The organism is Burkholderia sp. L-4 (assembly GCF_056856535.1).
This window is the reverse complement of record NZ_JBXEOX010000001.1, coordinates 2837601-2862319: the sequence shown is the minus strand read 5'-3', so window position 1 is coordinate 2862319 and position 24719 is coordinate 2837601. Positions and strand designations below refer to the sequence as shown.

General features: G+C 67.0%; 28 protein-coding genes. 17 read left to right on the top strand and 11 right to left on the bottom strand.

Annotated features, from left to right (window positions below):
- The first annotated feature begins 53 nt into the window (after window positions 1-53).
- Window positions 54-1190 (top strand): quinolinate synthase NadA, encoded by a 1137-nt coding sequence (gene nadA / locus AC1VVG_RS13370; protein WP_200089395.1) that lies wholly within the window; start codon window positions 54-56, stop codon window positions 1188-1190.
- Entirely contained in the window at window positions 1187-2068 is an 882-nt protein-coding gene (nadC, locus tag AC1VVG_RS13365) for a carboxylating nicotinate-nucleotide diphosphorylase (protein WP_034186311.1), read from the top strand. The genes nadA and nadC overlap by 4 nt, the downstream gene beginning before the upstream one ends.
- A gap of 97 nt (window positions 2069-2165) precedes the next feature.
- Here nadC and nadB read toward each other — a convergent pair whose 3' ends face one another.
- The 4 genes from nadB to radC all read right to left on the bottom strand — a co-directional run bounded on the left by nadB (window position 2166) and on the right by radC (window position 5342).
- On the bottom strand, window positions 2166-3752 hold the full coding sequence (gene nadB / locus AC1VVG_RS13360; RefSeq protein ID WP_226228096.1) for an L-aspartate oxidase: 1587 nt from the start codon (window positions 3750-3752) through the stop codon (window positions 2166-2168).
- 161 nt (window positions 3753-3913) lie between these two features.
- A complete protein-coding gene (gene rpmG / locus AC1VVG_RS13355) occupies window positions 3914-4081 on the bottom strand; it encodes a 50S ribosomal protein L33 (protein ID WP_006478046.1) in 168 nt (55 codons plus the stop codon).
- Window positions 4082-4098: 17 nt separating this feature from the next.
- Window positions 4099-4332, bottom strand: a complete 234-nt coding sequence (gene rpmB, locus AC1VVG_RS13350) for a 50S ribosomal protein L28 (protein ID WP_004186391.1) — start codon at window positions 4330-4332, stop codon at window positions 4099-4101.
- A gap of 236 nt (window positions 4333-4568) precedes the next feature.
- Entirely contained in the window at window positions 4569-5342 is a 774-nt protein-coding gene (gene radC, locus AC1VVG_RS13345; protein WP_034186309.1) for a RadC family protein, read from the bottom strand.
- Between the two features lie 136 nt (window positions 5343-5478).
- Here radC and AC1VVG_RS13340 point away from each other — a divergent pair, with 136 nt between their 5' ends.
- The 8 genes from AC1VVG_RS13340 to AC1VVG_RS13305 all read left to right on the top strand — a co-directional run bounded on the left by AC1VVG_RS13340 (window position 5479) and on the right by AC1VVG_RS13305 (window position 12679).
- The gene (locus tag AC1VVG_RS13340; RefSeq protein ID WP_034186308.1) at window positions 5479-5934 is read left to right on the top strand and encodes an FKBP-type peptidyl-prolyl cis-trans isomerase; all 456 of its coding nucleotides are present in this window, start codon (window positions 5479-5481) and stop codon (window positions 5932-5934) included.
- A 2-nt stretch (window positions 5935-5936) separates the two neighbouring features.
- A complete protein-coding gene (ispH, locus tag AC1VVG_RS13335) occupies window positions 5937-6917 on the top strand; it encodes a 4-hydroxy-3-methylbut-2-enyl diphosphate reductase (protein WP_482835742.1) in 981 nt (326 codons plus the stop codon).
- Between the two features lie 205 nt (window positions 6918-7122).
- A complete protein-coding gene (locus tag AC1VVG_RS13330; RefSeq protein WP_082744747.1) occupies window positions 7123-7863 on the top strand; it encodes an amino acid-binding protein in 741 nt (246 codons plus the stop codon).
- Between the two features lie 211 nt (window positions 7864-8074).
- On the top strand, window positions 8075-9025 hold the full coding sequence (locus tag AC1VVG_RS13325; RefSeq protein ID WP_006478051.1) for a branched-chain amino acid ABC transporter permease: 951 nt from the start codon (window positions 8075-8077) through the stop codon (window positions 9023-9025).
- A gap of 18 nt (window positions 9026-9043) precedes the next feature.
- Window positions 9044-10213, top strand: a complete 1170-nt coding sequence (locus tag AC1VVG_RS13320; RefSeq protein ID WP_034186305.1) for an ABC transporter permease subunit — start codon at window positions 9044-9046, stop codon at window positions 10211-10213.
- 24 nt (window positions 10214-10237) lie between these two features.
- On the top strand, window positions 10238-11014 hold the full coding sequence (locus tag AC1VVG_RS13315) for an ABC transporter ATP-binding protein (RefSeq protein WP_034178806.1): 777 nt from the start codon (window positions 10238-10240) through the stop codon (window positions 11012-11014).
- Window positions 11014-11730, top strand: coding sequence for an ABC transporter ATP-binding protein (locus tag AC1VVG_RS13310; RefSeq protein WP_034186304.1), 717 nt, complete (start codon window positions 11014-11016; stop codon window positions 11728-11730). Before AC1VVG_RS13315 ends, AC1VVG_RS13310 begins: the two co-directional genes overlap by 1 nt.
- A 277-nt stretch (window positions 11731-12007) precedes the next feature.
- Window positions 12008-12679 carry a DUF2278 family protein gene (locus tag AC1VVG_RS13305; RefSeq protein ID WP_482835741.1) on the top strand — a complete coding sequence of 224 codons (672 nt, stop codon included), beginning with the start codon at window positions 12008-12010 and terminating at the stop codon, window positions 12677-12679.
- Between the two features lie 21 nt (window positions 12680-12700).
- On the opposite strand, the gene AC1VVG_RS13300 is transcribed toward AC1VVG_RS13305, so the two are convergent.
- From AC1VVG_RS13300 to AC1VVG_RS13290, 3 genes are all read right to left on the bottom strand, one after another.
- The gene (locus AC1VVG_RS13300; RefSeq protein ID WP_034186302.1) at window positions 12701-13156 is read right to left on the bottom strand and encodes a GNAT family acetyltransferase; all 456 of its coding nucleotides are present in this window, start codon (window positions 13154-13156) and stop codon (window positions 12701-12703) included.
- A 13-nt stretch (window positions 13157-13169) separates the two neighbouring features.
- A complete protein-coding gene (locus AC1VVG_RS13295; protein ID WP_034186301.1) occupies window positions 13170-14354 on the bottom strand; it encodes an acetylornithine transaminase in 1185 nt (394 codons plus the stop codon).
- A gap of 294 nt (window positions 14355-14648) precedes the next feature.
- Entirely contained in the window at window positions 14649-15680 is a 1032-nt protein-coding gene (locus AC1VVG_RS13290) for a CDP-6-deoxy-delta-3,4-glucoseen reductase (RefSeq protein ID WP_482835740.1), read from the bottom strand.
- Window positions 15681-15787: 107 nt separating this feature from the next.
- Here AC1VVG_RS13290 and AC1VVG_RS13285 point away from each other — a divergent pair, with 107 nt between their 5' ends.
- Complete coding sequence (locus tag AC1VVG_RS13285; protein WP_034186299.1) at window positions 15788-16825, top strand: NAD-dependent epimerase/dehydratase family protein; 1038 nt, start codon at window positions 15788-15790, stop codon at window positions 16823-16825.
- On the opposite strand, the gene AC1VVG_RS13280 is transcribed toward AC1VVG_RS13285, so the two are convergent.
- Together AC1VVG_RS13280 and AC1VVG_RS13275 are read right to left on the bottom strand one after the other, a co-directional pair.
- The gene (locus AC1VVG_RS13280) at window positions 16808-16996 is read right to left on the bottom strand and encodes a hypothetical protein (RefSeq protein WP_034186298.1); all 189 of its coding nucleotides are present in this window, start codon (window positions 16994-16996) and stop codon (window positions 16808-16810) included. The genes AC1VVG_RS13285 and AC1VVG_RS13280 overlap by 18 nt on opposite strands.
- Window positions 16997-17101: 105 nt before the next feature.
- The gene (locus tag AC1VVG_RS13275; protein WP_049032542.1) at window positions 17102-17818 is read right to left on the bottom strand and encodes a pseudouridine synthase; all 717 of its coding nucleotides are present in this window, start codon (window positions 17816-17818) and stop codon (window positions 17102-17104) included.
- 114 nt (window positions 17819-17932) lie between these two features.
- Here AC1VVG_RS13275 and copC point away from each other — a divergent pair, with 114 nt between their 5' ends.
- The 4 genes from copC (at window position 17933) to AC1VVG_RS13255 (ending at window position 20919) form a co-directional block, all read left to right on the top strand.
- Complete coding sequence (gene copC / locus AC1VVG_RS13270; protein ID WP_482835739.1) at window positions 17933-18307, top strand: copper homeostasis periplasmic binding protein CopC; 375 nt, start codon at window positions 17933-17935, stop codon at window positions 18305-18307.
- A 65-nt stretch (window positions 18308-18372) separates the two neighbouring features.
- On the top strand, window positions 18373-18873 hold the full coding sequence (locus AC1VVG_RS13265; protein WP_034186295.1) for a DinB family protein: 501 nt from the start codon (window positions 18373-18375) through the stop codon (window positions 18871-18873).
- Window positions 18874-19042: 169 nt separating this feature from the next.
- Entirely contained in the window at window positions 19043-19816 is a 774-nt protein-coding gene (locus AC1VVG_RS13260) for an SDR family oxidoreductase (RefSeq protein WP_482835738.1), read from the top strand.
- Between the two features lie 167 nt (window positions 19817-19983).
- Window positions 19984-20919 (top strand): LysR family transcriptional regulator, encoded by a 936-nt coding sequence (locus AC1VVG_RS13255; protein WP_482835737.1) that lies wholly within the window; start codon window positions 19984-19986, stop codon window positions 20917-20919.
- 36 nt (window positions 20920-20955) lie between these two features.
- Here AC1VVG_RS13255 and AC1VVG_RS13250 read toward each other — a convergent pair whose 3' ends face one another.
- Entirely contained in the window at window positions 20956-21852 is an 897-nt protein-coding gene (locus AC1VVG_RS13250; RefSeq protein ID WP_482835736.1) for a LysR family transcriptional regulator, read from the bottom strand.
- 106 nt (window positions 21853-21958) lie between these two features.
- Here AC1VVG_RS13250 and AC1VVG_RS13245 point away from each other — a divergent pair, with 106 nt between their 5' ends.
- On the top strand, window positions 21959-22849 hold the full coding sequence (locus AC1VVG_RS13245; RefSeq protein ID WP_034186291.1) for an alpha/beta fold hydrolase: 891 nt from the start codon (window positions 21959-21961) through the stop codon (window positions 22847-22849).
- A gap of 101 nt (window positions 22850-22950) precedes the next feature.
- Here AC1VVG_RS13245 and AC1VVG_RS13240 read toward each other — a convergent pair whose 3' ends face one another.
- Entirely contained in the window at window positions 22951-23688 is a 738-nt protein-coding gene (locus tag AC1VVG_RS13240; RefSeq protein ID WP_482835735.1) for an SDR family oxidoreductase, read from the bottom strand.
- Window positions 23689-23808: 120 nt separating this feature from the next.
- On the opposite strand from AC1VVG_RS13240, the gene AC1VVG_RS13235 reads away from it, so the two are divergent.
- Window positions 23809-24711, top strand: a complete 903-nt coding sequence (locus AC1VVG_RS13235) for a LysR family transcriptional regulator (RefSeq protein WP_049036359.1) — start codon at window positions 23809-23811, stop codon at window positions 24709-24711.
- Window positions 24712-24719 lie beyond the last annotated feature (8 nt).

Here is a 24719-nt window from a genome sequence, read left to right as displayed (position 1 = left end):
TGGGATCCGAGTGAGCGCCAAAGCGCTCACTCGGATCGACAGGAGATATGGAGATGCAATCGACGATCAAACCCGTCGAGTACGACCGGCCCGTCGCGGCAGGGACCGTGTGCGGCGTGGGGCAGGCATGGGCCAAGGTGCCCGACGCGCCGTCCGCCGAGGAGCGCGCTGCATTGAAGGCGCGCGTCAAGACGCTGCTCGCCCGTGAAAAGGCCGTGCTGGTCGCCCACTACTACGTGGATGCCGAGCTGCAGGAGCTGGCCGACGAAACGGGCGGCTGCGTTGCCGATTCGCTCGAAATGGCCCGCTTCGGCCGCGATCACGACGCGCAGACGCTGGTCGTCGCCGGCGTGCGCTTCATGGGCGAAACCGCGAAGATCCTGAGCCCGAACAAACGGATCCTGATGCCCGATCTCGACGCGACCTGTTCGCTCGACCTCGGCTGTCCGGTCGACGAATTCTCGGCGTTCTGCGATGCGCATCCGGACCGCACCGTCGTCGTCTACGCGAACACCAGCGCGGCCGTGAAGGCGCGCGCGGACTGGATGGTCACGTCGTCGATCGGCCTCGAAATCGTGGCCGACCTGCACGCGCGCGGCGAGAAGATCATCTGGGCGCCGGACCGCCATCTCGGCAGCTATATCCAGAAGAAAACCGGCGCGGACATGCTGCTGTGGCAAGGCTCGTGCCTCGTCCACGACGAGTTCAAGGGTATCGAGCTCGACCTGCTGCGCGCCGAATATCCGGACGCGAAGGTGCTCGTCCATCCCGAGTCGCCGGAAAACGTCGTCGCGCAGGCCGATGTCGTCGGCTCGACCACGCAACTGATCGATGCGGCGGTCAAGTTCGACGCGACGCACTTCATCGTCGCGACCGATCTCGGCATCCTGCACAAGATGCAGCTCGCCGCGCCCGGCAAGACCTTCATCGCCGCGCCGACGGCCGGCAACAGCGCGACCTGCAAGAGCTGCGCGCACTGCCCGTGGATGGCGATGAACGGCCTCGCGAACCTTGCGGACGTGCTCGAACGCGGCCACAACGAGATCTTCGTCGATCCCGCGATCGGCGAGCGTGCGCGTTTGCCGATCGACCGGATGCTCGAGTTCGCGGCCGCGCACAAGAAGCGCGTGCAGGCGAGCGGTGACCTGCAGCGCGACCAGGGGCTGTTTGCGAACGTGGGGGCCGCATGAGCGACGCCGTATCCCCGCTGTTCGACAGCGTTCGTGAGCAATACGGCGCGGCATTCGACGACGCGATCGCGCGCAACGTGGCCGACGCGATCGCGGAAGACGTCGGCACCGGCGACCAGACCGGGCGGCTCGTGCCGGCCGGCGGGCGCCGCCGGGCGCGGATCATCGTGCGTGAGGAAGCCGTGCTGTGCGGCGTGCCGTGGTTCGAGGCGGTGATCGCCCGGATCGATCCGTCGATCACCGTGCAATGGCGCTATCGCGAAGGCGACCGCATGACGCCCGATTCGACCGTCTGCGAACTCGACGGGCCGGCGCGCGCGCTGCTGACGGCCGAGCGCAACGGGCTGAATTTCCTGCAGCTGCTGTCGGGCGTCGCGACCGCGACGCGCCGCTACGTCGATCGCATCGAAGGCACGCGCGCGAAGATCCTCGATACGCGCAAGACGCTGCCGGGCCTGCGGCTTGCGCAGAAGTATGCGGTGCGCGTCGGCGGCGGCGAGAACCAGCGCCTCGCGCTGTACGACGGCATCCTGATCAAGGAGAACCACATCGCGGCCGCAGGCGGGGTTGGCGAGGCGCTCGATGCGGCATTTGCGCTGGAGTCGGGCGTACCCGTGCAGATCGAGGTCGAGACGCTCGCGCAACTTGACACGGCGCTCGCGCATCGTGCGCAGTCGGTGCTGCTCGACAACTTCACGCTCGACATGATGCGGGAAGCCGTGCGTGTCGCGGCCGGCAAGGCCGTGCTCGAGGTATCGGGCGGCGTCAATTTCGAGACGGTGCGTGCGTTCGCCGAAACGGGCGTCGATCGCATCTCGATCGGCGCGCTGACGAAGGACGTGCGCGCGACCGACTATTCGATGCGGATCGTCGACTGACCGAACGTCGTCGGGTCAGACAAAAAAGCCGCCGGCGCGCAAACGCCAGCGGCTTTTTTCCTGGGCGCTCCCGGCCGTAGCCGGGAAGGGCATACGCTCAGCGGCGCGCGCGCGGCGTGAGCACGCTCGGCAATGCCTTCGGCAGCGTATGCGGCCAGTCGCGGCTGTAGTGCAGCCCGCGGCTTTCGCGGCGCGATTGCGCACTCTTCACGATCAGCGTCGCCACATCGACGAGGTTGCGCAGTTCCAGCAGGTCGCGCGTCACGCGGAAGTTCGCGTAGTACTCGTGGATTTCGTCGCGCAGCAGCGACAGCCGGTGCTTGGCGCGTTCGAGGCGCTTGTCGGTGCGCACGATGCCGACGTAGTTCCACATCAGGCGGCGCAGTTCGTCCCAGTTGTGCGCAACGACGACTTCCTCGTCGGCATCCGACACGCGGCTTTCGTCCCATGCGGGCAGCGTCGCCGGCGTGTCGGCGTCGAAGCCGGCCGCCTCGATTGCTTCGGCGGCCGCACGGCCGATCACCAGACATTCGAGCAGCGAGTTGCTCGCGAGCCGGTTCGCGCCGTGCAACCCGGTGCACGACGTCTCGCCGACCGCATACAGGCCCGCGAGATCGGTGCGTCCGGCGAGATCGGTGACGACGCCGCCGCACGTGTAGTGCGCGGCCGGCACGACGGGAATCGGCTGTTTCGCGATGTCGATGCCGAATTCGAGGCAGCGCGCATGGATCGTCGGGAAGTGTTCGCGCAGGAACGCTTCCGGCTGATGGCTGATGTCGAGATACACGCAGTCGATCCCGCGCTTCTTGATCTCGAAGTCGATCGCGCGTGCGACGATGTCGCGCGGCGCGAGTTCGGCGCGCGGGTCGTGCGCGGGCATGAAGCGCGTGCCGTCGGGCAGTTTCAGCAGGCCGCCTTCGCCGCGCACGGCTTCCGAAATCAGGAACGACTTCGCATACGGATGGAACAGGCAGGTCGGGTGAAACTGGATGAATTCCATGTTCGACACGCGGCAGCCCGCGCGCCACGCCATCGCGATGCCGTCGCCGGTCGCGGTGTCGGGGTTCGTCGTGTACAGGTAGACCTTGCCGGCACCGCCCGTGGCGAGCACGGTGTGCGGCGCCTCGATCGTGATCGTGCTGTCGTTGTCGACGTCGAGCGCATACAGGCCGTGACAGCGGCGGCCGGGCAGGCCGAGCCGGTCCGACGTGATCAGGTCGATCGCGTGGTGGTTCTCGAAGAACGTGATGTTCGGATGCTGGCGCGCGCGCTCGGATAGCGTCGCGAGCACCGCATGGCCGGTCGCGTCGGCCGCGTGGATGATCCGGCGGTGGCTGTGGCCGCCTTCGCGCGTCAGGTGAAAACCGAGTTCGGCCGCGTCGTCCTTCGTGAACGGCACGCCTTGCGAGATCAGCCATTCGATCGCTTCGCGGCCGTGCTCGACGATGTAGCGCGTCGCGCCTTCGTCGCACAGCCCGCCACCGGCGACCAGCGTGTCGTCGACGTGGTTCTCGATACTGTCCGCCGAGTCGAGGACCGCCGCGATACCGCCTTGCGCGTTATCGCTTGCCCCCTCCATCATCGAACGTTTCGCGATCAGCGCGACACGTCGCGTGCTGGCCAGGTTGAGTGCGACCGACAGCCCTGCCAGGCCGCTGCCGACGATCGCCACGTCGAATTTCATGCTGCATCTCCATCGTTTACGCTTTTGATCTTGTGCGTTCCGGCAGCCATGGCCGCGGAAAGGGAAGAGCATACCGCGTCGGGCCGGAGCGTGCGCGCAAAACAAAAAGCCCCGCAGGAGCGGGGCTTTTCGGTCGCCGTCAGGCTGGTAGAAACCGGAGATTACTTGATCTTGGTTTCTTTGTATTCCACATGCTTGCGGACGACGGGATCGAACTTCTTGATCGCCATCTTTTCCGGCATGTTGCGCTTGTTCTTCGTGGTCGTGTAGAAGTGACCCGTACCAGCGGTGGACTCGAGCTTGATCTTGTCGCGTGCGCCTTTTGCCATGATTGTGCTCCTTGGGCTTAGGCTTCGCCGCGTGCGCGCAGGTCAGCGAGCACGGAATCGATGCCGTTCTTGTCGATCAGGCGCAGGCCGGCGTTCGAAACGCGCAGGCGCACCCAGCGGTTTTCGCTCTCTACCCAGAACCGGCGGTTTTGCAGGTTCGGCAGGAAGCGGCGCTTCGTCTTGTTGTTGGCGTGGGAAACGTTGTTGCCGCTCATCGGCGCTTTCCCAGTTACTTGGCATACGCGTGCCATGAGAGCACTCCTAATACGCTAAATTCGGGGTTCGATCGCCGGTGAAGGTTCCATCGCACCGCCACGTGATCCATGGCTGCACTCAGAACGCCGTAGCCCTTACAGACAAGGCCCTTCGATGGCTAGAACTGGTTGGAAAAAAGACAGACGACGATTCTAGCAGAAAAAGTTCAGAAAAATCAAACCTAATTTCGCTTCGTCGTTGCGGCGCCCGGGGCGGGCTGCCGCGGCACAGTCTACAGCCAACCGGCGCGTGCGAACGAAAAAGTGTCGCCGGTGCCGACGACGATGTGGTCGAGCAGCCGCACGTCGACGAGTTCGAGCGCATCTTTCAGCACGCGGGTGAGGCGACGGTCTTCCGCGCTGGGCTGTACGGCGCCCGACGGATGGTTGTGCGCGACGATCAGCGACGCGGCGTTGTGCACCATCGCGCGTCGCACGATCTCGCGCGGATAGACGGCCATCCGCGTGAGCGAGCCGCGCGTGATTTCCTCCATGTCGATCAGGCCGTTGCGCGCGTCGAGGTACACCGCGACGAACACCTCGTGAGGACACGTGCCGATCCTCAGCCGCAGGCAATCCTCGACGGCGCGGGGCGAATCGATCGGCGTGCGCACCTGCGCCTTCTCGTTCAGCACGCGCCGGGCGATCTCGATGATCGCGGCCAGCCGCGCGGCACGCGCGGGGCCGATGCCGGGGTGCGCCTCGAAATCGTCGGTGCTCGCTTCGAGCAGCCCGCGCAACGTCCTGAACCGATCGACCAGTGCGCGGGCGGTGATGAAGACATCGTGCCCGGGCTTGCCCGTGCCGAGCAGCAGCGCGATCAGTTCGTCGTCGGTCAGCGCGGCCGGCCCGCGCTCCAGCAAGCGCTCGCGCGGTCGCTCGGGCCGCCAGTCGGCCGGGCGGCGCTTGCGCCGGCGAATCGGGATGACGCGGCCGGGCGGATCGGCCGGTGCATCGGCATTGTCCCGGCATTCGGCCGGCGGCAGGGCGAGGCAGGGTGACAGCATGCTTGGAACTCCATTGGCGGCAGGGTGGTGTGCGCGACGTCGTCGCACTTTCCGCCTTGCTCGCTCAGGTGACTTACAATATTGACTTTGCGCCGGGCCATTCGGCCGTATCGGGCGCCGACTGAACGAGTAATTCATGAGCCTCATCGATCTATCCGAAGTGAAGCCCGGTTCCCACGTCACGTTGCATTACCGGCTGGCACTGGCCGACGGCGCCGACATCGTCAACACCTTCTCCGACAAGCCGGCCACGCTGCTGCTGGGCGCGGGGCAACTGGCGCCCTCGCTCGAACAGATTCTGCTCGGGCTCCGGGTGGGCGACCACTCGACTTTTCAGCTAGCCCCGGAACAGGGGTTCGGTCCCCGCAATCCCGACATGCTCCAGCGCGTGACGCTGTCGACGTTGCGCGAGAACGGGATGGTCGGCGACGATTTCACGCCGGGCGAACTGATCGAGTTCAACGCACCGGACGGCGGCCGGTACGCAGGGGTGCTGAAGGAGGTCGGCGAGACCTCGGCGCTGTTCGACTTCAATCATCCGCTCGCGGGCCAGGCGCTCACGTTCGAAGTGAAAATCATCGGAATCCTGTAATCATGAGCAACACCGATACGCTGTACGGGCAAACCGTTGCCGCCGATGCCGAAATCCTGCTGGCCCAGCCGCGCGGGTTCTGCGCGGGTGTCGACCGCGCGATCGAGATCGTCGAGCGTGCGATCGCGATGCACGGTGCGCCGATCTATGTCCGTCACGAAATCGTCCACAACAAGTACGTGGTCGAGGATCTGAAGAAGAAAGGCGCGATCTTCGTCGAGGAACTCGAGGAAGTGCCGGCCGGCAACACCGTGATCTTCAGTGCGCACGGCGTGTCGAAGGCCGTGCGCGACGAGGCCGACGTGCGCGGGCTGCGCATTTACGACGCAACCTGCCCGCTCGTCACGAAGGTGCACGTCGAAGTGGCGAAGATGCGCCAGGATGGCGTCGACATCGTCATGATCGGGCACAAGGGCCACCCGGAAGTCGAAGGCACGATGGGGCAGGTCGAGCGCGGCATGCATCTCGTCGAGAGCGTCGAGGACGTGCAGAAGCTCGAACTCGCCGATCCCGAGCGCATCGCGCTCGTCACGCAGACGACGCTGTCCGTCGACGACGCCGCGGAGATCATCGGCGCGCTGAAGGCGAAGTATCCGAAGATCCGCGAGCCGAAGAAGCAGGACATCTGCTATGCGACGCAGAACCGCCAGGACGCGGTGAAGTTCATGGCGCCGCAGTGCGACGTCGTGATCGTCGTCGGGAGCCCCAACAGCTCGAATTCGAGCCGCCTGCGCGAAGTGGCCGAGAAGCGCGGCGTGGCCGCGTACATGGTCGATGCGCCTGACCAGATCGATCCGGCATGGGTCGCCGGCAAGCGCCGTATCGGCGTGACGGCCGGCGCGTCGGCGCCGGAAGTGCTCGCCCAGGCCGTGATCGCGCGGCTGCGCGAGCTCGGCGTGCGCAATGTCCGCGCGCTCGACGGCATCGAGGAAAACGTGTCGTTTCCGCTGCCGCGCGGGTTGAACCTGCCGCCTGCCGCCTGATTGCCGCATTGCACCCGCGGAACACCGAAGCGCGCCTCCCGGCGCGCTTTTTTTTTGGTGCCTTGAAATCATAATCGCAACCAATATTCGCAAGCATGGTGCAACCCGGTTGCTCCGGATGTTTCCAGCCGTCTCTCAAAATTGGTTGCAATGCAGGAAAACCCCATCGAATCAGGATTATTGGCGTCCTATAAATGGAGTTACAATGCGCCCGTTTTCAAGCCGGAATGGCTTTGAAATCGGGTTTTGGCAAGGCGCGGGAGACCATTCGATGCATGTGAAGTTGGCTTACGCCGAGTCCGCCGCCGCACCGGTTGCAATGCTTGCCGGATGCAGCAAAAAGAGCGGCGACAGGGCGGGCAGGAAGGCTGCGGCGTTCGCGGCGCCGCCGGCCAGCGGCGCGTGCGTCGCCGGACCCGGTCGTGCGGCGCCATCGCCGTGCCGTATCGCGCAATTGGGTAACGACAAGGAATACGGGGCACGTTTGACGATTGACGAAATCAACGCGCTTGGCGTGACGAACGCTCCGGCAGCGGGCATGCCGGTCGTGTCGCGGCAAGCCGCCGGTCGCGGCGCGACGGTGACCGGTCGCGCCGCTCGACGGATGCCGGCCGCTCGCGCCGCCGCGGGCAGCGCGCAGATGTCACCGGCCCCCCTTCATTTCAATTCGATGAAACAGCGTGCCGCCACGACCGATCCGGTCATGGCGCGCGGTCTGGTTCGTACGATGGATTCCGACGCAGTCCTGACGAATGTCGGGTGCGGCGGCCGCCATGTCCTGACGGGCGGCGCGGCGCGGAATCCGATCCGTCCGGGGGCGGCGCTTGCGTCGCGCCGGACGGGCCAAGGCACGGATGCCGGGAAACCGGACGAAGGCCGTCTCGGCATGCTGCCCCACGACTTCAAGGAGGCCACGAACACCGTCCTCGACGTCGTGACGATTTAGCGACGGGACTCATGACGGCACCGGAACAGTGCGGTGCCGTTTTTGTATCCGCCCCGGCGGCAGGTCCGGCCGTACAGGCCGGGCGGCGCGCGCCGGGACGATCCACCCTTACCGGTATCGACTAGTACCCGCAGTGTCGCCGAGAAGGCGCGATTCCTCGCTTACCCGCGGGGCGCAACGTCCTCCGGCAGCACGGGCCAAGGAGCTTTAAATGGATATTTTCGTCCAGCAGGTTCTCAACGGGCTGGTGCTCGGCAGTGTCTACGCCATCATCGCGTTGGGCTACACGATGGTGTACGGCATTCTCGGCATCATCAACTTCGCGCACGGCGACGTGCTGATGATCGGCGCGATGGTCGCGCTGTCGGCCATCACCGTGCTGCAGAACCATTTTCCCGGACTCGGCAACGTCGCGACGCTGACGATCGGCCTGGGCATCGCCGCGGTCGTCTGCGCGTTCGTCGGCTTCACGATCGAGCGCGTCGCGTACCGGCCGCTGCGCCGCGCGCCGCGCCTCGCGCCGCTGATCACCGCGATCGGCGTGTCGATCCTGCTGCAGACGGCCGCGATGATCATCTGGTCGCGCAACCCGCTGCCGTTCCCGCAATTGCTGCCGACCGATCCGATCAACGTGATCAAGGCCACCGACACGACGCCGGGCGCCGTGATTTCCGTGACTGAAATCGTGATCATCGCGGTCGCGTTCATCGTGATGGGCGGCCTGCTGCTGCTCGTGCACAAGACCAAGCTCGGCCGCGCGATGCGCGCGATCGCCGAAAGCCCGAATACGGCCAGCCTGATGGGCGTGAACCCGAACTTCGTGATCTCCGCGACGTTCATGATCGGCTCCGCGCTCGCCGCGCTGGCCGGCGTGATGATCGCCTCCGAATACGGCAACGTGCACTTCTACATGGGCTTCATCCCCGGCATGAAGGCGTTCACCGCCGCGGTGCTCGGCGGGATCGGCAACCTCGGCGGCGCGATGGTCGGCGGCGTGCTGCTCGGCCTGATCGAGCAGCTCGGGGCCGGCTACATCGGCAACCTCACGGGCGGCGTATTCGGCAGCAACTACCAGGACGTGTTCGCCTTCGTCGTGCTGATCATCGTGCTGGTGTTCCGTCCGTCGGGCCTGCTGGGCGAACGGGTCGCGGATCGCGCGTAACGGAAGGGAGCAAACAACATGACATCCATTCAACCGATCGAATCCTCGACGTCGCTCGTCGAAGAGCGCAACACCGCCAAGACCATCGTCATCGGCCTGCTGACCGCCGTCCTCGTGATCGCGGCGCCGATCGTGATCGGCTCGGCCGGCGGCAACTACTGGGTCCGCGTGCTCGACTTCGCGATGCTGTACGTGATGCTCGCGCTGGGCCTGAACGTGGTGGTCGGCTTCGCCGGCCTGCTCGACCTCGGCTACATCGCGTTCTACGCGGTGGGCGCATACACGGCGGCATTGCTGAGCTCGCCGCACCTGACCTCGCAGTTCGAGTGGATCGCGGCGCTCGCGCCGAACGGCCTGCACGTGCCGTTCCTGATCATCGTGCCGATCGCGATGGCGCTGGCGGCGACCTTCGGGATCCTGCTCGGCGCGCCGACGCTGCGCCTGCGCGGCGACTACCTGGCGATCGTGACGCTCGGCTTCGGTGAAATCGTCCGGATCTTCATGAACAACCTCGACCGTCCGGTGAACATCACCAACGGCCCGAAGGGGATCACGGGCATCGATCCGGTGCATGTCGGCGGCTTCAACCTGTCGCAGACGCACTCGCTGTTCGGCCTGCAGCTGCCGTCGGTCTACATGTACTACTACCTGTTCGTGCTGTGCTCGCTGCTGGTGATCTGGGTCTGTACGCGCCTGCAGCACTCGCGCATCGGCCGTGCGTGGGCAGCGATCCGCGAAGACGAGATCGCGGCGAAGGCGATGGGCATCAACACCCGTAACGTGAAGCTGCTCGCGTTCGCGATGGGCGCGTCGTTCGGCGGCCTGTCGGGCGCGATGTTCGGCTCGTTCCAGGGCTTCGTGTCGCCGGAATCGTTCACGTTCTGGGAATCGATCGTGGTGCTCGCCTGCGTGGTGCTCGGCGGCATGGGCCACATCCCGGGCGTGATCCTGGGTGCGGTGCTGCTCGCGATCTTCCCGGAATTCCTGCGCTCGACGATGAGCCCGCTGCAGCATGCGTTGTTCGGCCACGACATCGTCGATACGGAAGTGATCCGTCAGGCGCTGTACGGCCTCGCGATGGTCGTCATCATGCTGTACCGCTCGGAAGGCCTGTGGCCCGCGCCGAAGCATGAGGACAAGATCGCGAAACTGGCGAAGCGCAACAGCAAGAAGCCGGTGCGCGCTTAATCGACGGACACAGGGGATATACACATGAGCGACAAGCAAATCCGACTGTCCGTGCAGGGCGTGAACAAACGCTTCGGCGGCCTGCAGGCACTGTCAGACGTCGGCCTGCAGATCAAGGAAGGCGAGATCTACGGCCTGATCGGCCCGAACGGCGCCGGCAAGACGACGTTCTTCAACGTGATCACGGGCCTCTACACGCCGGATTCCGGCGACTTCAAGCTGGACGGCCAGAACTACACGCCGACGGCCGTGCACCAGGTGGCCAAGGCCGGCATCGCGCGTACGTTCCAGAACATCCGCCTGTTCGGCGGCATGACGGCGCTCGAGAACGTGATGGTGGGCCGCCACGTGCGCACCAAGCACGGGCTGCTCGGCGCGGTGTTCCAGACGCCGGCCGAGCGCCAGGAAGAGCGCGAGATCAAGGAACGCGCGATCGAGCTGCTCGAGTACGTCGGCGTGCTGCAGTACGCGGACTACACGTCGCGCAACCTGTCGTACGGCCACCAGCGCCGTCTCGAGATCGCGCGCGCGCTGGCCACCGATCCGAAGCTGCTCGCGCTCGACGAGCCGGCGGCCGGGATGAACGCGACCGAGAAGGTCGAACTCACGCGCCTGCTCGACAAGATCCGCTCGGACGGCCGCACGATCCTGCTGATCGAGCACGACGTGAAGCTCGTGATGGGGCTGTGCAACCGGATGACGGTGCTCGATTACGGCAAGGTGATCGCCGAGGGTCTGCCGCAGGACGTGCAGAAGAATCCGAAGGTGATTGAGGCATATCTCGGCGCAGGGGTGCACTGATGGCAGCGGCAATGTTGAAAATCAAGGGCTTGCAGGTCAACTACGGCGGCATCCAGGCCGTCAAGGGCGTTGACATGGAAGTCCGTCAGGGCGAGCTCGTGACGCTGATCGGCGCGAACGGCGCGGGCAAGACCACGACGATGAAGGCGATCACGGGCCTGAAGCCGTACTCGGCGGGCGACATCGAGTACGACGGCAAGTCGATCAAGGGCATTCCGCCGCACGAGCTGCTCAAGCGCGGCCTCGCGATGGTGCCGGAAGGCCGCGGGATCTTCGCGCGGATGTCGATCATCGAGAACATGCAGATGGGCGCGTACCTGCGCAACGACACCGAGCAGATCAAGAAGGACGTCGACCGGATGTTCGGTTTCTTCCCGCGGCTGAAGGAGCGTGCGTCGCAGCTCGCGGGCACGCTGTCGGGCGGCGAGCAGCAGATGCTGGCGATGTCGCGCGCGATCCTGAGCAAGCCGAAGCTGCTGCTGCTCGACGAGCCGTCGATGGGTCTGTCGCCGATCATGGTCGAGAAGATCTTCGAAGTGGTGCGCGAGATCTCGAAGGAGGGCATCACGGTGCTGCTCGTCGAGCAGAACGCGCGCCTCGCGCTGCAGGCGGCCGACCGCGGCTACGTGATGGATTCGGGCACGGTCACGATGGAAGGCGACGCGAAGCAGATGCTCGACGATCCGAAGGTGCGCGCTGCGTATCTGGGCGAGTAAGCGAGAGAAGGCGCAGGCCCGGTGACGCGCGGCGGCAGATGCCGCGTGCGTTGTGCCAGGGCTGTCGAAAGGCTGTCACGGGATGCCGTGACAGCCTTTTTTTCGTGTTGTGCGATTCGTGCCGAACTGTGTGCGCGGACGCGACTCCATTCGACGGGTGCGGTGCGCATGCGGCGCGGGCATGATGGAGCGCAGCCGGTCGCCCGCAGCCGGTCGCCCGCAAACCGACACACGGGCCGCGTAGCATCGACGGTCCATCCGAACACGGAGAGCACGCATGAGTCTGGACTACGGTTTCGTGAAGGCGAAGGTGACATCGGTGGCGAAGCTGAAGGGCTCGCCGCACGGCATCGAGATCCAGTATCACATCCACCTGACGCTGGCGCTGCCGTCGGGCGACTGGGATGTCGCGATCAACGTCGGCACCAGCGATGCGGACGACCTGTTGAACTACAAGCTCGTCTACGATTTCCACCATCCCGTCACCGAGACGCTCGCGGCCGCGGCCGAAGGCTACACCGACCTCACGGGGCAGGCCGCGCTGCCGGCACTGGACTACCTGCGCAGCGACATCCTGAACGAGACGGGTGCGTGGCGCGCGAGTGCGGTGATGGACGGCACCGAGAATCCGGAGCCGATTCCGTCGCTGCTGCGGCTCGTGAACGCCGCGCAGTCGCAGGGCCTCGACGTCGTCGTGTTCGGCCGTACCTATAACGAAGGCAACGGCATTCACGACACGCACATGAACCAGGGCTCGACGGGCTCGAACTATCTGCATCGCGCGGGCGACGACCATAACGACCACAACGACGTGTGGCAGGACGGCGCCCTGATCGTGCGCGTGAGCGCGTCGCAGTGGGCCGCGTATTTCGCGGCGTTCGAGCAGCAGGCCGTGCCGACCGACGCGCTCGGCAATCCGCTGCCGGGCGCGGGGCCGATCACGCGCTGAGAGGGGCCGCTGCCGCCGGCATCACGCCGCCGGCAGCGTCTTGCCGAACGAGATGCGCTCCTCGACGCGATAACCGAGCGCCGCATAGAAGCGGCACGCGTCGTCGTTGCCGGGCAGTACCTGCAGATTGATCTTCAGGCAGCCGCGCGCGGCGAGCGCGCGTTCCGCATGCGCGATCAGCGCGCGGCCGACGCCGAGCCGGCGCACGTCGTTCGCGACGCCGAACGAGTAGAGCCAGCCGCGATGTCCGTCGAAACCCGCCATCAGCGTGCCGACGACGCGCGCGCCGCTGGTCGCGACGAAGAACAGCTCCGGCTGCGTCGCGAGCTTCAGCGCGATCGATCGCAGCGGATCGCGGTGCGGCGGCGCATCGGCTTCGTCGTATTGCGGGAACGCGTCGCGCCATACCGCGAGCACGGCATCGGTATCGGCGCGGTCGAACGGGCGGATTGCGACAGCATCGGCGGCGGCATCCATCGCGGCGGTCTCCTTAGAGCGTGTCGAGGATCGACCGCAGCATCGCCATCATCTGGTCGATTTCGTCGGTCGTCACGTTCAGGGCGGGCATGAAGCGCAGCAGGTTCGGCCGCGCGGCGTTCAGCAGCAGGCCGTCGGGCTGCATGTCGCGCGCCTTCTCGACGATCTGCGGGCCGATGTCCTTGCCGAGCAGCAGCGCGCGCAGCAGGCCTTCGCCGCGTTCGCCTTCGAAGCCGCGCTCCTCCGACAGCTCGAGCAGCTTGCGCTTCAGGTATTCGCCGCGGGCGCGCACGCCTTCGAGGAAGCCGGGCGCGACGAGCTGCGAGATCACCGAGTAGCCGGCCGCCGTCATCAGCGGGTTGCCGTTGTAGGTGCCGCCCTGGTCGCCGGCCTCGAACACCGCGACATCGGCCTTCGACAGCAGCGCCGCGAGCGGCACGCCGCTGCCGATGCCCTTGCCGAGCGTCATGATGTCCGGTTCGATGCCGGCGAGTTCGTACGCGAACAGCGTGCCCGCACGGCCGCAGCCGCTTTGCACTTCGTCGACGATCAGCAGCAGGTTGTGCTGCTTCGTCAGCGCACGCAGCGCCTGCATGAATTCGCGCGTCGCCGGAATCACGCCGCCTTCGCCCTGGATCGGTTCGAGCATCACGGCGACGGTCTTGTCGGTGATCAGCTTCTCGACCGAGTTGATGTTGTTCAGCTCGGCCTTCGGGAAACCCGGCACCTGCGGCGCGTAGATCGTGTCCCAGCCGGGCTTGCCGCTCGCCGACATCGTCGCGAGCGTGCGGCCGTGGAAGCTGTGGTCGAACGTGATGATCTCGTACGCGCCGTTGCGGAACTTGCGGCCCCACTTGCGCGCGAGCTTGATCGCGCCTTCGTTCGCTTCCGCGCCGCTGTTCGTGAAGAACACCTTGTCGAACACGCTGTGCTGCGTGAGCAGGCCCGCGAGCTTCGCCATCGGTTCGTTGTAGAACGCCGGCGACGGGTTCAGCAGTTTTTCGGCCTGCGTCTTCAGCGCTTCGACGACACCGTCGTTGCAGTGGCCGAGGCTGTTGACGGCCCAGCCCTGGATGAAGTCCAGATAGCGCTTGCCCGTGTGATCGTAGAGCCACGAACCCTTGCCGTGGGTAAACACGATGTCGGGGCGGTTCGTGATGTACATCAGCGAGTCGATCGGAAAATCGTTCAGGGGCATGGCAGCAGACTCCAGCGGACGTTGAAAGGGAAACAGGCAATAAAAAAGCCACGGAAGGCCGTGGCTGGTGGGTTCGAACAGCTTGTGCGTAACCGGTGAAGCGGTGTGGGTTACGCGCGAGTCCGTGACGAGCCGGCGGCATCCGGGCGGAGCGGCGAGCGGCGACGTCGAAGGGTGGACAGGAAGCAGTTCATGTGCGCAAGCATAAGGCATCCCGCGCCTCACTGTAAACCGCCGCGATGCCGCGAATGTGACATCGCGGCGTGCGGCGCGGGACGCGGGCGGGCCCGCCGCTCAGACCGGATGCGCGAGGTCGGCGGCGCTCGTGAACGAGTCCGCGTAGAACTCGTCGGCCGGCAGCGCGTGGTGCTGCGTGAAGTCGCGCTGCGCGGATTCGACCATGACCGGCGCTCCGCACGCATACACCTGGTAGCCCGACAGATCGGGCAGGTCCTCGATCACCGCGCGATGGACGAAGCCCGTGCGGCCGGTCCATTGATCGCCGGCGTCCGGCTCGGAGAGCACCGGCACGTACTTGAAGTTCGGGATCTCGCGTGCCCACTGCTCGGCGAGTTCGTCGAGGTAGATGTCCTTCTTGCGGCGGGCACCCCAGTAGAGCGTCATCGGGCGCGTGATGCCCGAGTGCTTCACATGCTCGATGATCGCCTTGATCGGCGCGAAGCCCGTGCCCGACGCGAGCAGCACGATCGGCTTGTCGGAGTCCTCGCGCAGGAAGAACGTGCCGAGCGGGCCTTCGAAGCGCAGGATGTCGCGCTCCTTCATCGCGCCGAACACGTGGTCGGTGAACTTGCCGCCCGGCATGTGGCGGATGTGCAGCTCGATCGGGCCTTCCTCGTGCGGCGCGTTCGCCATCGAGTAGCTGCGGCGCGAGCCGTCCTTGAGGATGAACTCGATGTACTGGCCCGCGAGGTACTGGAGGCGCTCGTTGGCCGGCAGTTGCAGCTTCACGACCATCACGTCGTCGGCCTTGCGTTCGAGCGCGGCGATCCGGCACGGCAGCTTCTTGACCTGCACGCCGTCGACGCCGGCGATTTCACGCACGTCGATTTCGAGATCGCACTGGGCCTTCGAGCAGCACAGCAGCGCGAGGCCGCGCGTGCGTTCGTCGTTCGACAGCGCCGATGCGGCGTGCGGGCCCTGTTCGATCTGGCCCGACACGATCTGGCCCTTGCAGGAGCCGCATGCGCCGTTCTTGCAGCCGTACGGCAGATGGACGTTCTGGCGCAGCGCGGCAGCCAGCACGGTTTCGTCCGACTCGACCTGGAATTGCCGGCCGCTTTGCTTGAGAGTGACGTTGAATGCCATAGAACCAAACTAGAACAAAATGGGGGGACCGTGCATGTCGCGCACGGCAGCTACAATGCAAGACCGTTGCGCGTCGCGCAACGGCCGCTACTGATTTCGCAACCAACATGATCGCGACACGAATCCTGCGCCGGCCGCGCGCACTGATCGTCGGCTGCGGCGACGTCGGCATGCGCTGCGTCGCGCAATGGCGCGATACGCGCCGCAACCTGCGGATCTTCGCGCTGACGAGCCACCCGGCCCGCCGCGACGAACTGCGGGCCGCGGGCGCGACGCCGATCGTCGGCGACCTCGATCGCCGGGCGACGCTCGGCCGCCTCGCGGGTCTCGCTCGCACGATCCTGCATCTCGCACCGCCGCAGGCCGACGGCCGTGACGACCGGCGCACGCGTGCGCTGATCGCCGCAACGTCCATGCCCGCGCGTCGGCCAGCGACCCCGCCGGCACCGGCGGTCGGCCGGCTCCGAACGCTGCGCACCGCTGCACGGCAGGCCGGCGCACCCGTTCGGGGAGCGCGTATTGTACCCGACGGCCTTCGCGCGCCGAGGCTCGTCTACGCGAGCACGACGGGCGTATACGGCGACTGCGGCGGCGCGCGCATCGACGAAACGCAGCCGTTGCGCCCCGCGAATCCGCGCGCGTTCCGACGCGTGTCGGCCGAGCGGCAACTGCGTGCGGCGACGGTGCGCGGCGTGCTGTCCGCGCGCATCGTGCGCATTCCCGGTATCTACGCGGCGAACCGCCTGCCGGTCGCGCGGCTCGAGCGCGGCACGCCGGCGCTCGAGCCGGCCGACGACGTCTACACGAACCACATCCACGCGGATGATCTCGCGGCGATCCTGCGCCGCGCGGCCGAGCGCGGCAGGCCGGCGCGCGCCGTGCACGCGTCGGACGACAGCGAACTGCGGATGGGGGAGTATTTCGACCGGGTCGCGCGGGTGCTCGGCCTGCCGAGGCCGCCGCGCGTCAGCCGCGCGGACGCCGAACGCCAGCTCGAACCGACGCTGCTGTCGTTCATGCGGGAGTCGCGACGCCTGTCCAACGCACGGCTCAAGGCCGAATTGTGCGTGACGTTGCGCTATCCGACCGTAGACGATTTCCTTCAAACGCTCGCGCCGGGCAGCGCCTCAGGTCAGCGCCGGTAACGCCTCGATCAGCAGGAAGCACAGCAGCGCCCCGATCAGTGCGCCAATCAGGTTCGGATGATATTTGTGCTTCATGTGCATCATGGCCAGCAGGCCGCCGATCACGATGACACCGATGACCGCGAACGCGATCATCACCGACGACAGTTCGAAAGAATGGTTGAGGTTCATGATGTCTCCCCTGCATCGCTGCTCGTGCAGCTTGTGATTTCAGTATAGCGGGGGAACCTGCGGCCCAGACGCGGCCGAGCACCGAACGGTCGTGCGGATTTTCCCTTACAGGGTTTTGACGGGATTGCGCAGCGCTGAAAGGTCGGCGTCGTCGAGCCACCGCCACGCGCCCGGCGCGAGATCGTCCGGCAGCGTGAAGCCGCCGATGCTTTCGCGGTGCAGCAATTCGACGCGATTGCTCGCCGCCGCCACCATGCGCTTGACCTGGTGGTATTTGCCTTCGAGGACGGTCAGCGCGAGCGCGTGCGTGTCGCGCGCGTCGGCGGCGACGGCTGCGATCGGCTTCGGCTCGCCGTGCAGCTGCACGCCGCCGCGCAGCGCGTTCAACTGCGCGTCGTCGAGCGGGTGACGCACGGTCGCGACGTAGGTCTTCGGCACCTTGCGCTTCGGCGACGTGTACGCATGCACGAACTGGCCGTCGTCGGACAGCAGCAGCAGGCCGGTCGTGTCCTGGTCGAGGCGGCCGACGCACTGCACGCCGCGCGCGACGAGCGGCGCGGGCAGCAGGCTGAACACGCTCGCGTGGTGCTGCGGATCGCGCGAGCATTCGTAGCCGGCGGGCTTGTTGAGCGCGAGATACGCGCGTTCGTGGAACGGCCACGCCGTATCGTCGACCTCGAATACGAGGCCGTCGGTATCGAAGGTGGCGTCCGGATCGGTCGCGGCCGTGCCCGCGACGGCGACGCGGCCCGCTTCGATCAGGCCGCGGCACTGGCGGCGCGAGCCGAAACCCTGGGTGTAGAGAATGCTTTCGAGATCCATAGCGCGCGCATTCTATCAAGCGGCGGCGGATGACCGGCATGAACGCGCCTGCGCTGGTAAGCTGCCGGAACGCCGCGCGGGGTGCGGCACCCGTTCATGCTTCACGGAAAGTCCATGCGTTTCGATTCATTCCCGTTCGGTCGCCAGGCGGCCGCCGTCATCATTGCCGCCACCGTCTCGTCGGCTGCTTTCGCGCACGCGCATCTCGCGAAGAGCGATCCGGCGGTGGGCGCGGCGGTGGCCACCGCGCCGGCTGCCGTCACGATCGACTTCACCGAGCCGCTGGAGCCGGCATTCAGCTCGATCGTCGTCGTCGACGGCGGCGGCAAGACGGTGTCGGACGGCCGTGCGCGCATCGACGCGTCGAACCGCAAGCGGATGACGGTGCCGCTCGCGGCAGTCGGCGCCGGTGCCTATACGGTGAAATGGGTGGCCGTCGCGACCGACGGGCACCGCACGCAGGGCGCGTACGGCTTCAGCGTGAAGTGACGCAACGGCGGCGGCAGGCCCGTGCCAGGGTTGTCGTCGCCCTTATCCGACAGGGAGTTTCCCGCATGAATCCGACGACGCTCGATGCACTCGCCGATTTCCCCCGTCAACTCGAAGCGCATTTCGCGGCCGTGCCCGACGGCTATGCGCGCTGGACACCCGACGACTGGGCCGGGATTCCGAGCGAGCATTTCTCGCCACTCGGGCAGCTCTGCCACGTGCGCGACATCGAGATCGACGGCTATCAGGTGCGGTTGCGGCGGATGCTCGACGAAGACCGGCCGCTGCTCGTGTCGCTCGACGGCGACGCGCTCGCGATCGAGCGCCGCTACACCGATGCGTACGCGTCCGACGTGCTCGCGGCGATCCGCGACGCGCGACGCGAAACGCTGGAGTTGCTGTCGCGCCTCACGCCCGAGCAGTTCGAGCGCACCGGCGAGTTCGAAGGCTACGGTCCGTTGACCGTGCGCGGGCTCGTCCACTACCTGTGCAGCCACGACCAGCAGCATCTGGCCGGCATGCAGTGGCTGCTCGGCAAGATCGACGCGGCGCTTTACGCGCGCTGAAGCGCCGGCCTTCGCAAGCATGATCCGGTGCCGCCGTCGGTACGGCAGACCACGGATTTGCGTCCGGATTGGATCGGTTTTCTGGATAATCCATCCAGCCGCGACCGGCTGACCCGCGCGTGGCACGTGCCTACACTCCTAGCTTCGCTCAACGAAAAAGGAGTCAACCGTGGCAACTCATACGCTCGCAGACAAGGTCGTCCTGATCGCAGGCGGCGCGAAGAATCTCGGCGGCCTGATCGCCCGGGATCTGGCCGGCCACGGCGCGAGGGCGGTGGCGATTCACTACAACAGCGCGGCGTCGCAGGCCCAGGCCGAGGAAACGGCCGCCGCCGTGCGCGCGGCCGGCGCGGAAGCCGCGACGTTCCAGGGCGACCTGACGACGGCCGCCGCGGTCGAGAAGCTGTTCGACGACGCGAAGCAGCGCTTCGGCAAGATCGACATCGCGATCAACACGGTCGGCAAGGTGCTGAAGAAGCCGTTCACCGAGATCAGCGAGGCCGAGTACGACGAGATGTTCGCGGTCAACAGCAAGTCCGCGTTCTTCTTCATCAAGGAAGCCGGGCGGCATCTCGAGGATCACGGCAAGCTCGTCACGCTCGTGACGTCGCTGCTCGGCGCGTTCACGCCGTTCTATGCGGCGTACGAAGGGTCGAAGGCGCCGGTCGAGCACTTCACGCGCGCGGCGTCGAAGGAATACGGCGCCCGCGGGATCTCGGTGACGGCCGTCGGGCCGGGCCCGATGGATACGCCGTTCTTCTATCCGGCCGAGGGCGCCGACGCGGTCGCGTATCACAAGACGGCGGCCGCGCTGTCGCCGTTCAGCAAGACCGGCCTGACCGACATCGAGGACGTCGTGCCGTTCATCCGCCATCTCGTCACCGACGGCTGGTGGATCACGGGCCAGACGATCCTGATCAACGGCGGGTACACCACGAAGTAACCGGGCCGTTCACGCGCCGCGCGGCGCACCGCAATGGCGCGTTTGCGTGGACAATGAACGGGCGTGCAGCCGCGAGGCCGCGCGCCCGTTTTCGTTGTGCCGCCGGACCGTGCCGCGATGGGCGGCGGCTGGCGGCGACCGCCGTCCGAACCTACGTTCCCCCGCCGATGGACAAGCTGGATCAGGTCAGAATCTTCCTGCAGGTTGCCGAAATGGGCAGCTTCATCAAGGCCGCGCACGCGCTCGACGTGCCGCGCGCAACCGTGTCGGCGGCCGTCCAGCAGCTCGAGACGGGGCTCGGCACGCGCCTCCTGCATCGCACGACGCGCCAGGTGCAGCTCACCGCCGACGGCGCGCTGCTGCTCGAGCGCGGCCGGCGCCTGCTCGCCGAGGCTGACGAACTCGACCGCCTGTTCCGCCGCCGCGACCGCGACGTCGTCGGACGGCTGAACGTCGACGTGCCGAGCCGGATCGCGCGCCGCGTCGTGGCGCCCGCGCTGCCGTCGCTGTTCCGCCGCTACCCGAAGCTGCAACTGTCGCTCGGCTCGACCGACCGCTCGATCGACCTCGTGCAGGAGGGCGTCGACTGCGCGATCCGCGTCGGGCGGCTCGCGGACAGCAGCCTTGTCGTGCGGCCGCTCGGGCAGTTCACGCTGATCAACTGCGCGAGTCCCGACTACCTGCGCGAATGCGGCGTGCCCGAGCATCCGGATGCGCTCGCGCACGGGCACTGGGCGATCGGTTATTCGTCGCCGACGACGGGGCGCGAGCTCGGATGGGAGTACTGCGTCGACGGGCAGACGCACATGCTGACGCTGCCGAGCCGCGTGATCGTCAACAATGCGGAAACCTACATCGCCGGCTGCATTGCCGGCATGGGGCTGATCCAGATTCCGCAGTTCGACGTCGAGCATCTGCTGGAAAGCGGCGCGCTCGTCGACGTGATGCCCGGCCACCGCGCCGCGCCGATGGACGTGTCGGCCGTGTATCCGCATCGCCGGCATCGGTCGCGCCGGCTCAATGCGTTCGTCGAGTGGTTCGGCGAGTTGATGACGGATGCGCTGACGGGGACGGCGGTGGGGCCGGGCACGGAAGGCGACTGACGGCAGCCGGGTGGCGCGGCCGCCGTCGCGCATGTTTCAGCCGTCCGGTGCCGCGAATCGCCTGTCGCGCCCGGCATCCCGCACCGCGTCGATCAATGCCGCGCCTGGGCCGTCGGGCTTCGCGGCAAACGCATAGAAGCGCGCGGCCGGCAGCGCGGGCAGCCCGTCCCGCGGCCCGCATTCGCGCAGGCCGTCGCGCAGCTGGCTGCGTGCAAGCGCGGTGACCGCGAAGCCGGCGAGCGCGGCCGACACGCAGCCGGCCATGCTGCTGCTCTCGAACCGTACGCGGAACGGCCGCAGCGCGGCGGCGAGCGCCGCGACGGCCGCTTCGCGATAGACGCACGGCTGCGGAAACAGCGCGAGCGGCACTTCGCCGTCCGCGTCGAGCGCGCGATCCGACGCGTAGGCCCACACGAGCGGTTCTTCCCACAGCAGTTCGCCCGGTGTATCGACCTGCCGGCACTGCTTGCCGAATACGACGTCGAGCCGGCCGAGCGTCTGTTCGCGCAGCAGCGACGCGGTGATCCCGACCTTCAGCTCGATCGACGTGCGCGGGTGGCGGTCGCGGAACGCGCGCAGCACCTGCGGCAGCCACGCCCCGGCAAAGTCCTCCGACGCGCCGATGCGCAGCGGCCCGTGCGCCGGCGCGCCGCGCAGCCGGGCGCGCACTTCGCGCTCCATGTCGACGATGTTGCGCGCGTAGGCGTACAGCGTGTCGCCGGCCGGCGTGAGCGCGACGCGCCGCGTCGTGCGCGCCAGCAGCACGGTGCCGGCCGCCTGTTCGAGCCGCTTGATGTGGCCGCTGACGGCCGACGGAGTGAGCGCGAGGCGGTCGGCGGCCGGTGCGAACCCGCGGCTGTCGACGACTTCGAGGAAGGTACGCAGCAGCGTGATGTCGAGCGCGGTCGATGCGGGGTCGGTCGGCGGTTCCATCGGTCGATTCAACGTGAAATTCAAGGAATGAATCATGATACTCCGTGAATCGTGATGAAATGCCGGCCTACCATCGTGCGCTCAGGCTGGCCCAACGGAGTACACGATGACGACCTATATGCATGCGACGACCGCGTCGCTCGATATTGCCTATCTCGAATGGAACCCGCGCGGCGAGCGCGTGGCCGTGCTGCTGCACGGCTGGCCGGACAGCCCCGTCGGCTGGGCCGCGGTGGCCGAGGCGCTTGCCGCGCGCGGCTACCGCGTGCTGGCACCCGCGCTGCGCGGCTTCGCGCCGACGCGCTTTCGCGACGCATCCGTGCCGCGCAGCGGCCAGCTCGCGGCGCTCGGGCGCGACCTGCTCGAATTCGTCGATGCGCTCGGCGTCGCGCGGCCCGTGCTGGTCGGGCACGACTGGGGCGCACGCGCGGTCGCGAACGCGTGCGGGCTGCGCGACGGCGCCGCGTCGCATCTGGTGATGCTGTCGGTCGGGTACGGCACCAACGATCCACGCCAGCCGCTGTCGCTGCAGCAGGCGCGCAACTACTGGTATCACTGGTTCATGGCGACGCCGCGCGGCGAGCAGGCGCTGCGCGACGATCGCCGCGCGTTTGCCCGCCTGATGTGGGACACGTGGTCGCCGGCCGGCTGGTATCGCGACGGCGATTTCGAGGCGGCGGCCGCCGCGTTCGACGGTCCCGACTGGATCGACGTCGTGCTGCATTCGTACCGGCATCGCTGGGGCTTCGCGCCGGGCGCGCCGGCTTATGCCGACGACGATGCGCGGCTGAATCCGGCGCCCGTGCTGTCGCTGCCGACGCTCGTGCTGCACGGCGGCGCGGACACCTGCAACCATCCGGACAGCTCAGCCGGGCGCGAACGGTTCTTCGCCGGCCGCTACGAGCGGCAGATCCTGGACTCGGTCGGACACTTTCCGCAGCGCGAGGCGCCGGCGGCCGTCGCGGACGCGATCCTGCGGTTCTGCGAGCGCGATTGACGCGCTGAGCAGGCCGAAGCCGCTGGACGCACCGGTGACGAGGACAACTTGCTTCATGGTCGATCTCCTGGCGGAAAGATGAGGCGGCTCCGAGCGGTTCGTCAGCACATGCCGCCGTTGGCGCGCAGGATCTGGCCGTTGATCCACGCGCCCTCCGGGCCGGCGAGGAACGCGACGATGCGCGCGATGTCGTCAGGCTGGCCGAGCCGCTCGAGCGGGTTCAGCTTCGCGAGCCGATCGACCAGTTCGGGGCTCTTGCCCTGCAGGAACAGTTCGGTCGCCACCGGCCCCGGCGCGACGGCATTCACACGGATGCCGCGCCCGCGCATTTCCTGCGCGAGCACCTGCGTGAGGCTTTCGACCGCCGCCTTGCTGGCGACGTACACGCCGTAAGTCGGCATGCGCATGCCGATCACGCTGGTCGACAGGTTGATGATGGATCCACCGTCGCGCACGCGTCTTGCCGCTTCGCGGCATACGTTGAACGTGCCTTTCACGTTGATGGCCATCGTTTCGTCGAAGAGCGCGTCGTCGCAGTCGGCGATCGCCGCCAGCTTCATCACGCCCGCGGAATTGACCACCACGTCGAGGCCGCCGAATACCTCGCGGGCGGCGTCGAACAGTGCGGCCACGGCCGCCGGGTCGGCGACGTTCGCCTGCACCGCGATGGCCTGGCCACCGTCGGCGACGATCGCGTCGACCACTTCGCGGGCCGGCCCGGCGCTGCCGGCATAATTGACGACGACCCGGAAGCCGTCTCGCGCGAGTGCGCGGGCGATTTCAGCACCGATGCCACGCGACGAACCCGTGACGAGGGCGACCTGTTCCGATGTGCTCATGTCCTGCTCCTGATGAGGGTGGAATGCCGTTCGATCCGGCGACAGGATTGACTGTAGGCTTCCTCGATCAATAAAAATAATGAATAATGATCAGTCAATAAATGACTAAAAGTATGTCTGATGAGATTCGACAGCAGGCTGCTCAGCGGTATCGGCGTGCTCTCCGCGGTGATCGAGGCCGGCACCTTCGCGCGGGCGGGCGAGGCGATGGGGCTGACGCAACCGGCGGTGAGTCGTGCGGTCGCCCGGCTGGAAGAACGGGTCGGCATCCGGATCTTCAACCGGACGGCACGCGCGATCACGTTGACCGACGAAGGGCGACGCTTTTACGAGGCGGTCGCGCCGCTGCTGGCCGGCATCGAGGAGGCGGCGCTCGACGCCGGCCAGTCGAAGGCGCGCGTGAAGGGGCGGCTGCGCGTGAACGTGGACGGCACGTTCGGCCACTACGTGCTCGCGCCGCGGATGGCGGCATTCCTCGACCGCTTTCCCGACCTCGAGGTCGAGATCAGCGCGCGGGACCGAATGGGCGACCTCGTCGCCGACGGCTTCGATGTGGCAGTGCGCTTCGGCATCCCGGAGCCGTCGTCATATCGTGCGCGACTGCTGCTCGAGACGCGCGTGTTGACCTGCGCGTCGGCCGCATACGTCGCGCGGCATGGCGAACCGCGGCACCCTCGCGATCTCGCGGACGGTCACCAGTGCGTGCTGATCCGCGATCCGGTGACGGGGCGACCGTACGAATGGGAATTTCATCGAGGCAAGGAAGTCGTGCCGGTCGACGCCGCCGGCCGGCTGACGGTGAACGATACCGGCGGGCTGCTCGGCGCGTGCCTGGGCGGTGTCGGCATCGCGCAACTGCTCGAACTCTATGCGCGCGACGTCCTTGCCGAAGGGCGATTGGTCCAGTTGCTGCCGGAATGGGCAGACGAGACGTTCCCGCTTTATGCGTATCACCATGCGTCGAACCTGGTCGCCGCGAAAGTGCGGGTGTTTCTCGATTTCGTCCGCGAATTGATGGCCTGAGCACGTCG